Source organism: Haloferax sp. s1 (genome assembly GCF_058382125.1).
On record NZ_JBZRPK010000616.1, the window covers coordinates 1 to 10,004 of the forward strand.

Here is a 10,004-nt window from a genome sequence, read left to right on the forward strand (position 1 = left end):
TGTGGCGGGTTGCTACTATTTGTAAGTCGACCAATATATTCAGTGATAAAGTGGGTGAGCTAAACAATTTAACTGTTCCGGTTAGCAAGACAAAATATTTTAACCGCCGACTCGATCGAAGAGGGTCCCGTAGAATTCTGTTCGCCCCGCCAGTCGAAAAGCGCCATCAGAGATGCTGCGCTGATGACGTAGGCCACGACGCCAGTTGCGACCAGAAGCCCGAATTCTACGAGCGGGGCCCTGGCCTGGCTTTGGACTGCAAGCACCGCGAGAGCCATCACGACGGTCGCCAAGGTGGGATACGATATTTCGCGGAGGAAGCGAGTGTATGTCGTTCCGAGTGTCTTCTTCATCTCCCGTGCGTAGAGCGGAATCATCGGGAACGATAGGATTCCCGTGACGGCGAGCGCGGTCCCCTCGATACCGAAGGTGCTGGTCATCGGAACGACGATAATCGCCAAGAGCACGACTCTGAGCGTCCCGAGTTTCGTCTGTACATCCGGACGACCGACCGCTCGCCAGACGGGGTTGAACGTCGCAAAGAGTGTGCGGAACAACCCGTACGCGACGAGAATCTGCATCGTCGCGACCATCGGAAGCCAGTCAGACCCGAGGAACGCGCCGACAAATGAGGGTGCAACGAGGAAGATGCCGACAGACATGGGAAGCGCAACGAAGGCAGTCAACCGGAACGTGCTGAAGAACGCCTCCCTCAGGGCGTGCTGTTCCTCCTGAAGCTTCGAATACGTCGAGAACATCACGCTCGAAACGACGACGGCGATTTCGGTCGCTGGCGCGTTCGAGATTCGGTACGCGAGTTGGTAGTACCCGAGTGTGGTCGCCGTCAGGAGCCATCCGACGATTGCGTCGTCACCCTGTCCGTAGAGGAACTCGACGATAGACGAACCAGTACCCCACTTTCCGTAGCCGATGAGTTCGGCGGCGTACTCGCGGTTCAAGGAGGGCCACGGGCTGTCCGGATGAAGGAGATAAGTGGCCAGTGCCCGCACGCCAGCGTCCGCCAAGTAACCGAAGATAAGCGCCCACACAGTCGGGCTAATGGCGGCGTAGCCGAGTGCGACCACGACGTAGGCCATCGTTCCGCTGACTCGGTAGGTGAACTCCTTGTGAAATTCGAGGTCTTTCTTGAAGTACACCATCGCGGGATTCCGCAGGCTGAGGAAGATGGGAACCAACGCAATAGCCCGGATGAGGTCCCGCGCCGCGGGTTCGCCGAACAGCGAGGCGAGAGCAGGGGCGGCTAGATAGAGGATAGAGCTCATCAACAAGCCTCGGAGAATCTCCAACGAGAACATCGTGTTCAGATACTCGTCGACATCGTCGTCGATGCGCTGGATGAGCGCGGCGTCGATACCGAGGTTTGTGAGGCTTAACAGCGCCGAAATCGTGAGAAGCGCAATCCCCATCAATCCGATTGCTTCGGGACCGAGCAACCGAGCGAGCACGATGAACATGACGACCTTCAACACGCGGTCGAGGACGTTCATCGCCGACACCCACATGCCGCTCTTTACTGTCCGCTCTGTGAGGTCGCCCTCACCGGGGACGAAGCGACGCTTGATGGCGCGGATAATCGAGCGAAGTGTATCTATCATCAGAGACCCTTGTCTGGCCGTCGCCGAGACGACGGTTGTGCATTCGCGCGCTGTACCACACTCACGACAACTGCCCCACTTCCACTCCCACTACTATTCCAACTCCACTCCCACTACTGTTCCAACTCCCTACCACTCGGCTCCACATCGGCTCACGAGGTGATTAATTATTGACTCGCTACTGGGTTCGAAAGGGCAGACTATCCACGAGGGGACTAGTTAGTCGACCCGAACTACCCGGCCACATAATAGAGGTCGGAAGCACCGTTCGACATAACACGGTTTACGTTTGGCTGGTTCCGGACGGCTGTGAGGTTCTGGTCCGAGTATCGCAGTTCCCTGTACGCGGTCACCTCCCTGTCGTAGTCCGTCTTCGAGACCATCAGATACCGCGGGCCGTCGTAGTAGCGTGGAAGGTCAGACAGTGCCTCATCAGGCGTCGTAAAGCCGAGTTCTGGCGTCGGGCTGTTCGGGAGGGCTTCGGCGAATCGGTCCGGATTCCCCCGGATACCGACGAACCGAACGTCTTCGTCCGACATCTCGAAGGCGGTATCGTAGGCCTGCATCTGCTGTGCCGGAACGTGATTCGACGGGAGATAGATGTACGGCGAGGGGAACATGACCATCAGCGACAGTCCAATGACGAGTGCTGCTGCGATGGGTGCGCCGGTCTTGAACGCGGTACTGAATCTGCTTGCTGCGAGTCGTTCGAAGGCGTAGTATAGCCCGACACTACCGACGATGGTGGCTAAAATCATCGAGAAGCCGACGTGACGGAAGAAGAAATTCGTCCCCGAGAGGTCACCCAGCAGGTGCGCGAAGAAGTACGGAACCAACACGACGAGGCTGAACGTCAGCGTCAGAAGGATGGACCGACCACGCGGAAGCAAGTCGTCGAATCGCCCGAACAAGAGACCGACGAAGACAGCAAACGTCACCAGCGCGTACACCGCGTTCACGAGGAACAGTTTGACGAACACGTCGAGGATTCCGCCGCCGACGGCAGACACAGATCCGGTTCGTTGGGCAATAGCCGTCCCAGCGGCCGAATCACCCGAGAAGAGACCCAGAACACCGTCGATGAACAACCCGCTAGTCGAAGCACCGACTGAATACTGCGTGAACCAGTAGACGGACACCACGGCAAAGACGAACGTCAGCCCATAGACTGGGCGTTGATTTGAAACGCCAGGTGCCTTCCGTTGGCGCTGGACAAACTGGATTACAGCGGCAACGACGAACAGGACGAGGAAGTTGAGGGCGGCCTGTAGATGATACGCAACGACGGCAATCGTCCCGACGGTGAACAGAATAGAGACTGGTGTGACGTGACGACGCCATCGACTCTCCATCTCGTCAGTCACCGAGAACTGGTGCTTGAAGAATAAGTAGAGAAGCACCACGCCGAGGAACGACGCGAGCGAGTAGGGGAAGAACATGAGTTTGAACCCGTTGAGGTTCACCGGGAGGAACAGCAACCCGGAAAAGACCGCAATGAGGACGGCCTTTCGGTCGGGAACGATCATGGAAACGATAAGCGGGACGAACACGAGATAGACGAGCGAAAGGAAGAAGACGACGAGCATCATCGACGTAGCGATATCCAGCCCGAGCGTAGAGCTGAACATCCCGGCGGAGATGTGGCCGCTCGGGTAGACAATTTCGAATGGGGATATCGTCTCGGCAGCAATCGATTTTGCCCATCCGAGGTGCGTCAACGAGTCGTTGAACCCATAAAAGTAGTACTGACGGATGAGCGGAAGCGCCGAAACAGACGTAATACCGAGACCGGCGAGTGCAAGTCCGCCGATTGCGGCCCGACTATTCGGTGCGAAAACCATGACAACGAGCGACGCCAGTACTGCGAGGCCCACGCCAGCCCAGAAGATTATTGGAGTCGACTGATAGAGGGAGACCTCGTAGCGATGCGCTGGTGACGCGTGCGCGACGAGAATGCCGACGGCGACTGCGAGAAACCCGACGATGAGGAGTGTTCTCGTGACCCGTGAATCACGTTGCTTCATCTGGTGAGAGAAGGTGAGTCGCGAATTTTGTTATTAAGAATGTAACGCTCTGGAGGACGGCAGCCGAACGCAGGTCTGTGTTGGAAGACAGTGATTTAGCCTACAAAAGCCGGATACAGCCATTCGTCTCTGCTCTTCTTGTTGGTGTCGAATAGACAGCGAAGATGCGCCTGTGAGGTCGCTATCGGCTATTCAACCGAGTATAGGCGCGCGATAACAAAACCCAACGCTAGCAGATATCTGGGTATCGATGCTACTTACAGCAGTCTCGGCACGTACCCGTGAACGAATCCGCAGCGAGTGGTGGTCATGACTGGGTTTGTCGGCGGAGCGCTCGACGACACAACCCTCGGAGCGTGTGCCGCCGAGTTGTACCACGAAGACTGGTATGAGTCCGCAACGCTTTCTACCGACGGGTTCGGTGTCTCAGTCCTCCACCACGGAGCGAAAGACCCCAAGGGATGCACGCTCTGGGAAGACGGTTCGCGTGTAGGGGCTGTCTACGGCGTGGTCACGAACCTCGATGAACTCGGTCTCGACACCGACACGCTGTTCGAGAAACTCCTCGATGACCCGCACGCACTCCTGCCCGAACTCGACGGAACGTTTCTCATCGTTGCTATCGACGGCGCTACCGGGCGAATCGTCGTCACCAGCGATAAACTGGGAACGCGACAGTGTTTCTACGTCGACGGCGACGAGGAAAACGGCGAGCCGTTCGCGTTCGGAACCGAAGTCGGAGCGCTCACCACACTACTCGACGACCCGCAGGTCGACGAACGCGCTATCAGTGACCTGCTGCTGATTGGTCACGTCTGGGGCGACAAGACGCTCGTTCAGGGTGTTAACTACCTCCCGTCCGGTTCCGTACTCGAATACGAGGCTGGTTCGGGCTACGAAATAGAATCCTACTGGCACCACACGTTCGAACAGAGCGACGACGACTCGTACCTCGACGACCTCACCGAGGCGTATCAATCGGTCATCGCCGACATGGCGGAGACGGTGGACGGCGATGTCGGCCTGTGGCTCTCCGGCGGTCTCGACAGTCGCTCGATGGCCTCGGAACTGAGTCGCTACCACGACATCACGACGTACACCTACGACTCGAACCCCGCAAACGGAAGCAACCTCGAACTCGCCGCCCGCGTCTCGGACGTACTCGGCGTCGAAAACAAGCGTGTGATGCTCGATTCCGACGGCTTCGTGGACAATTTCGACAAATCCGTCCAACTGACGAGCGGGATGGTCGGGTTGTCGACGTTCACCAACCTCTCTGCGGTGTTCAACATCCCCGAGGTACCCGACATTCTCATCGAAGGGTGTGGACAAGGCGGGATGATGGGCGACGGCATCGGACGGGCCGCAGTGGAACGAAGCAAGTCACCCGAAGCGGCGCTCTACCGCGCCAAACACCGCATCGACATCGACGAAGCACGCAAACTCCTTCGGACGAGTTTCGACCCGATGACGACCTACCGCGAGGAGGTGCTCAAAAGCAACCAGTCCGACCTCTACAGTACCGCGCTAGACTGCTACTATCGGAACTACTTCCCGCGATGTGACTTTGCGAGCAACCCCATCGCAGAGAGTCAAGCCGGGACGCGCGTCCCCTTCAGCGACACCGAATTCCTCGACGCAGTAACCCGAATGCCGCTTTCGCACCGTGTCGGCTCGATTCCGTTCACGAACGGGGCGGTTCCCGCCGGAACCGCCTACCCGAAAATAGAGCTGGTTCGACGACTCGACAGCCGACTGGCCGACATCCCCTACGAACGAACCAAAGTCCCGCCCGCGCGCCCGATGTGGCAACACGCCGCTGGTTTCGTCGTTGGCACCTCTGTCGACCGCATCCGTGAGCATGTTATCGGTGATGTCCACACCTACGGCGGTCGGTCGATGGTCGGAGAGTGGTACCGTCAAAACCGCGCGCTCCGCGAGCGTGTCGACGACCTGCTCGACTCCGCGTGCGAGCGCCCGTACTTCGATGCCGACGAGATTCGCCGCCTCCAGCTCGAAGAGCTAACCGGCGAAGCCGAACACATGAGCGCCATCTCGGGTATCATTACGGGCGAACTCTGGGTTCGAAAGTATATCGACCGCGAAGAACAGGCCACGACCGACGAGGTGGCGGCGCAGCCCACAGAAGACGCCACGCAAACCGCTGACTGACGGTCAGATACCGTCGAAGTCTACACGAGTCGGAGAGAGTAGTGAAGTGAGAGACAGTCCGTCGCGTCCGAGGAATTCGATTTCGGAATTGAGAGCCCGAGATTCTAGAAGGCAGAACGTGGGCGCAAGGTCATTCCCGGGAATGTAACGAGTAGGCGATGAGGAGCACGCCGAAGAACTGGAACGTGCGCGTGACAAGTGTCAAGGGACGCTGATAGCGCAGCCCGATGTACCCTTCTCGGAGGAGCAATGAGCCGACGAACGCGACGCTGAACGCGACGGCCGTGAGGAGAAACAGCCCCAGCGACAGCGCCCGCATTGTCCGACTATCGTGGCGGCGATATCCTCGGTAGGCCTGATAGCCCACGTAACCGCCGACGAGCGTCGAGCCGAAGGCGAGCCCGATGATAAGCCAGTCGACTACCGCAGATAGTCCGACCATCTCAGAGGTGTTCCCACATTTTCTTGAAGCGGTCCGCGGTGTCTGTCTCCTGTTGGCCGGGGAACGCTTCCGGCTGGCTTCGCGTCACGGATGTCTCGAAGGCACCTTCGTCCAACTCGAGGGAGAACTCCGAGAGCGTGGCCGCGTAGACATTGTAGTGGTTGCCGCTAGTCTGTATCTTCGTCTGTTCTTCTACGAGATCGTATTCCTGCAATTGTTCGACCCGCCGGTACACCGTCGGCTTAGACATCTCACATTGGTTGGCGAGTTCTTGCGCGGACATAGGCTTGACACTTGTTGCTGCGAGGATGTCCCGGGCGTACTCGTCGCTGAGGATGTCGAGAATATCACTCAGCTCCGGATCCTCACTCACGCTTCGACTGGAAGACCGCAAGCCGAATAAAAAGCCTGACTGGTTTCTGGGTCAGTAATTCGGCAGGGACGAGCCGACAGCGGAGTGCAGATAGCTTGTGGGGCAGTGGATTCGAGTGTGTTTTGGAGGGCTTAATCACACGTCAGCGGGGACCACGGGAGTTACCGTGATACTGCGACGGATAGGAGATGAGGCACAGGTGCGGGCAAGCACCTTGTTTACTCCGAGACATCCATCGCAGTTCAACGGAGGACCCGTCGGATAATATAAAGGTGGGGGGAGTTTCTGAGTCAGAAACTACCCCTTGTTCACGAAGCCGAACAGCCGACCGACCGGCCGACTTCGACAAGTTGCTCCGTGCTGACGCCGGTACCCCGGACAGTGTACCGGTACTGGTCACAGGTCCAAGAGAGCGAGGTCGTCGGCCCGTAGTCGAGCGTCGCTGGCCGGCCATCGACAGTCAGGTCCCGCTCTTCGGAATCGATGGCGTAGGTCATGTTGTACTTGGAAATTGTGAGCAGTCGACCCTCCGTCGCGTACCGGAGTCCGACACTCTGGACGCGCCCGGTGGTCTGGGTGGCATACGTCAGCTCGAATTCGGACGGAATCGACGGGTTTGGCACCGTAATAGAAGTCTGTGCCGCTAAGCGGTCGACACTGCGGTACCACTCTGTTTCGGGGGTCTCCGGACGCTGAACCGTCGTCTCGGAGCCAATTTCCGGGCGGAACGTATCCGCCGATACCTGCGGATCGAACGTCACGTCCGTATACGTGGTCGTCACCGACCGCTGGGTTCCGTCGACAGTCCATGCAGTCTGTTTGCGCAGCGGGTAGAACCGTTCCGTGTCGAGCCAGAGACGCTGTCGATAGTGCGTGTCGGTTTGGTTCGTAGTGGGACGAACGCTGAGCACGTATGCGTCCCGACCGCCGACCGAGGCGGTCTCGACGTACTCGACAGTGTACCCACCAGCTTCGTCGTCCGCTGGGGAACGGGCAGTGTGGCGCGGTACAACCGGAAGCGGTGCCACATCCGGAGGCTGTGGTCGCCCAGACCCGTCTGTCAGGCCCGCCGCCGTGACGAGTCGCTGGAGACGGCCGGACATCGCCGACCCGGTTGGCGGGCCGGTCAACTCGATAGCAGTAACGACACGCTGGTCCCTGTCGTGGAGCCAGAGAGTCGAACCATTGGAAACTTGCAGTTCGTAGCGACGCGACGTATCATTCTGGAACCGAACTCGCTTGTGGTCAGTTCCGGGCACGAGAGTCACGTCAGCGACGGTTTGGGTCGTTACCGTTCCGTTGCGCTGCAGGACAACTGTTCGAGTCGCGTTGAGGGCGTCGATGGAACGGTAGCGCTCGCTCACGTTCGCGTCGACTGATGGACTGGACGGACTGTTGTCAGTCATCACTGTCCCGGTCGCCCAGATGCTGGCGAGGAGCACGGCTCCAAGAATCAAGAGGGCAACGAGTGTGCGTCTGTCGATTGGGAGGGAATTGGTCATACGGGCGGGGCTGAGGTGGTGTTTCAACTGATTGGTGACACTACCGCCAGTTAAACACTTGTGGTCCGAACCAGTAGGCTCGCCTAAATCGAGCGGCCGAGGTAGTGAGCAGAGGAGTGTGGAGAGAGGAGAAAAGATGAGCAGAGGGGTGTGGAGAGAGGAGAAAAGATGAGATGAGCAGAGGGATATTTGAAAATTCGTCTCCGGCTAGTTCGCGTCCGCGTACATCTCCACGAGGTTGTCAGCATTCGACTGCCACGAGTAGCGCTCTTCGATGAGTGTTCTGTTCGTCCGACCCATCCGAACTGCTTCTTCGGGATTGGCGATGAGGTGAGCGAGTGCCTCCGCCAACTCCCGTGCTTCACCCGGCGTGACCAGGATGCCGCGGTCGTCAGTGATGACCTCGGGAATGCTCCCGACGGGCGTGGACACAACCGCGTTTCCGCCAGCCATGCCTTCGAGCATTGCAATGGGGAGACCCTCGGCGTGGGTCGGAAGCACGAACACCGTCCCGCGACTGATGAGTTCTTGCTTTTTGGCCTCCGGGACGAACCCGTAGTAGGTCACGTTGTCGTGCTCCGATGCGATGGCTTCGACGCGGTTGGCGAACGGACCGCCGCCGCCGATGCTCACCTCGAATGAAAGGTCCGGCATCGACGCCAGCACCTCGATGGCGTCGAGGAGTTCGTCGATACCTTTCCGTTCGATGAGATTCGAAATGAAGACGAGGTGAACAGGGCCGGTCGGATACGTCGGGTCGTACTCGGTAGGGTCGACAGCGTTGGCTATGACGTGGACTTTCTCTTCGTCGGCGAGTTGGGCGACGAGTCCGCGCCAGTACTCAGAGAGGACGACCACATCGTCAACGGTGTCAAAAACGGCCGATTGGAGGCGTCGGACGAGACGCGAGTCCGTCGCGAGGAACTCGTCGAACGACGAGCCGTGAATGTGGAGGACCACGGGGACGCGCCAGACGTACGCCGAAAAGAGAACGAAAAACGCCGAGCGGAAGAATGAGTACGTGTGCGAAGAGTGAACGTGGACGATGTCCGGGCGGGACTGAAACGGAAAGAGGAGGATAGCGTACAGCGAGGACAGAATCATTCGAGTGGCTCGTTCGAGTCCATCGCCCTTTGGAGCGGTGTACCGCGTGTAGAGTCGGACATGCATCCGGTCTTCGAGGTAGCGCCGCTGTTCGGTGATGTATCGGTCGATACCACCGGTTCCCTTCGGTCCGACAATGAGGAGCGTCTTCTTGTCGTTCATGATGAGGTGAGCTTCTTCGTAGTCATGATGAGCGTGAGTCGAGGCGGGCGCTGGACTGTGCCACTCAATGCCAAGATGGGTCGTTAGGCGGTTAGTTATGGAGCGATTGACGGCATTCGGAGACCACGTGACAAGGTGTGTAGGGTCCCATTTACAGGGCGTAGGTCATCGTACCGGGACGGTGTGTCGGGACAGCGAATCGACGGATTCGACCGAACCGTAGTTCAGTGCGACTTGGACGATAACTTCGGATAAGTTGACTTTGTCTGCGAGGAAGTCGTCTCGTCGCTCGGCCCAGCGCTGTTTGGCTCCGTCGTCGGTGAGCAGTTCTTCCGCGCGCGCTTTGACCTCGTCGAACGACTTGAAATTGGAGATGAGGCCCTCTCGTTCGAGTTCGACGAAGTTTCCCATGTCGTTTTCGCCGACGAAGGTGTTCGACCGGATAGCGGGTGTCCCGAGGAGCGCCGCTTCGGTAACCATGGTCTGCGTATCAGCGACGAGGAGATTCGCCTCGGCGAGTACATCGTGGACGAGCGCGGGATGGAAGTCGAACGGACGGGCGTCGAGATCGCCGTCGTGGCGCTCTCGACTCTCGTCGAGGACAAAGAC

7 protein-coding genes and 1 pseudogene are annotated in these 10,004 nt (G+C 58.7%); 1 reads left to right on the plus strand and 7 read right to left on the minus strand.

Translation table 11 applies throughout. The features are described from left to right. Positions 1 to 68: 68 nt before the first annotated feature. Positions 69 to 1,616 carry a lipopolysaccharide biosynthesis protein gene (locus tag QT222_RS12890; protein ID WP_491477403.1) on the minus strand — a complete coding sequence of 516 codons (1,548 nt, stop codon included), beginning with the start codon at positions 1,614 to 1,616 and terminating at the stop codon, positions 69 to 71. Positions 1,617 to 1,849: 233 nt separating this feature from the next. Further along, positions 1,850 to 3,640, minus strand: a complete 1,791-nt coding sequence (locus tag QT222_RS12895) for a hypothetical protein (RefSeq protein WP_491477404.1) — start codon at positions 3,638 to 3,640, stop codon at positions 1,850 to 1,852. Between the two features lie 309 nt (positions 3,641 to 3,949). On the opposite strand from QT222_RS12895, the gene QT222_RS12900 reads away from it, so the two are divergent. Then, positions 3,950 to 5,812, plus strand: coding sequence for an asparagine synthase-related protein (locus QT222_RS12900; protein WP_004060908.1), 1,863 nt, complete (start codon positions 3,950 to 3,952; stop codon positions 5,810 to 5,812). A 130-nt stretch (positions 5,813 to 5,942) separates the two neighbouring features. Here the strand turns inward: QT222_RS12900 and QT222_RS12905 are convergent, their stop codons facing one another. From QT222_RS12905 to QT222_RS12925, 5 genes and pseudogenes are all read right to left on the minus strand, one after another. Continuing rightward, on the minus strand, positions 5,943 to 6,254 hold the full coding sequence (locus QT222_RS12905; protein ID WP_491477405.1) for a DUF7521 family protein: 312 nt from the start codon (positions 6,252 to 6,254) through the stop codon (positions 5,943 to 5,945). 1 nt (position 6,255) lies between these two features. Further along, complete coding sequence (locus tag QT222_RS12910; RefSeq protein WP_004060906.1) at positions 6,256 to 6,627, minus strand: ArsR/SmtB family transcription factor; 372 nt, start codon at positions 6,625 to 6,627, stop codon at positions 6,256 to 6,258. A gap of 308 nt (positions 6,628 to 6,935) precedes the next feature. Further along, positions 6,936 to 8,129: a LolA family protein gene (locus QT222_RS12915; protein WP_491477406.1), complete on the minus strand. Its 1,194-nt coding sequence runs from the start codon at positions 8,127 to 8,129 to the stop codon at positions 6,936 to 6,938. A gap of 207 nt (positions 8,130 to 8,336) precedes the next feature. Continuing rightward, positions 8,337 to 9,395, minus strand: a complete 1,059-nt coding sequence (locus QT222_RS12920; RefSeq protein ID WP_491477407.1) for a glycosyltransferase family 4 protein — start codon at positions 9,393 to 9,395, stop codon at positions 8,337 to 8,339. A gap of 165 nt (positions 9,396 to 9,560) precedes the next feature. After that, positions 9,561 to 10,004, minus strand: a pseudogene (locus QT222_RS12925) (hypothetical protein); the annotation flags it as partial.

Excerpts from the sequence above, each read along its gene's own strand:
- QT222_RS12905 (WP_491477405.1), bottom strand. The coding sequence starts at position 6,254 with ATGGTCGGACTATCTGCGGTAGTCGACTGGCTTATCATCGGGCTCGCC.
- QT222_RS12900 (WP_004060908.1), top strand. The coding sequence starts at position 3,950 with ATGACTGGGTTTGTCGGCGGAGCGCTCGACGACACAACCCTCGGAGCG.
- QT222_RS12920 (WP_491477407.1), bottom strand. The coding sequence starts at position 9,395 with ATGAACGACAAGAAGACGCTCCTCATTGTCGGACCGAAGGGAACCGGT.
- QT222_RS12895 (WP_491477404.1), bottom strand. The coding sequence starts at position 3,640 with ATGAAGCAACGTGATTCACGGGTCACGAGAACACTCCTCATCGTCGGG.
- QT222_RS12915 (WP_491477406.1), bottom strand. The coding sequence starts at position 8,129 with ATGACCAATTCCCTCCCAATCGACAGACGCACACTCGTTGCCCTCTTG.
- QT222_RS12890 (WP_491477403.1), bottom strand. The coding sequence starts at position 1,616 with ATGATAGATACACTTCGCTCGATTATCCGCGCCATCAAGCGTCGCTTC.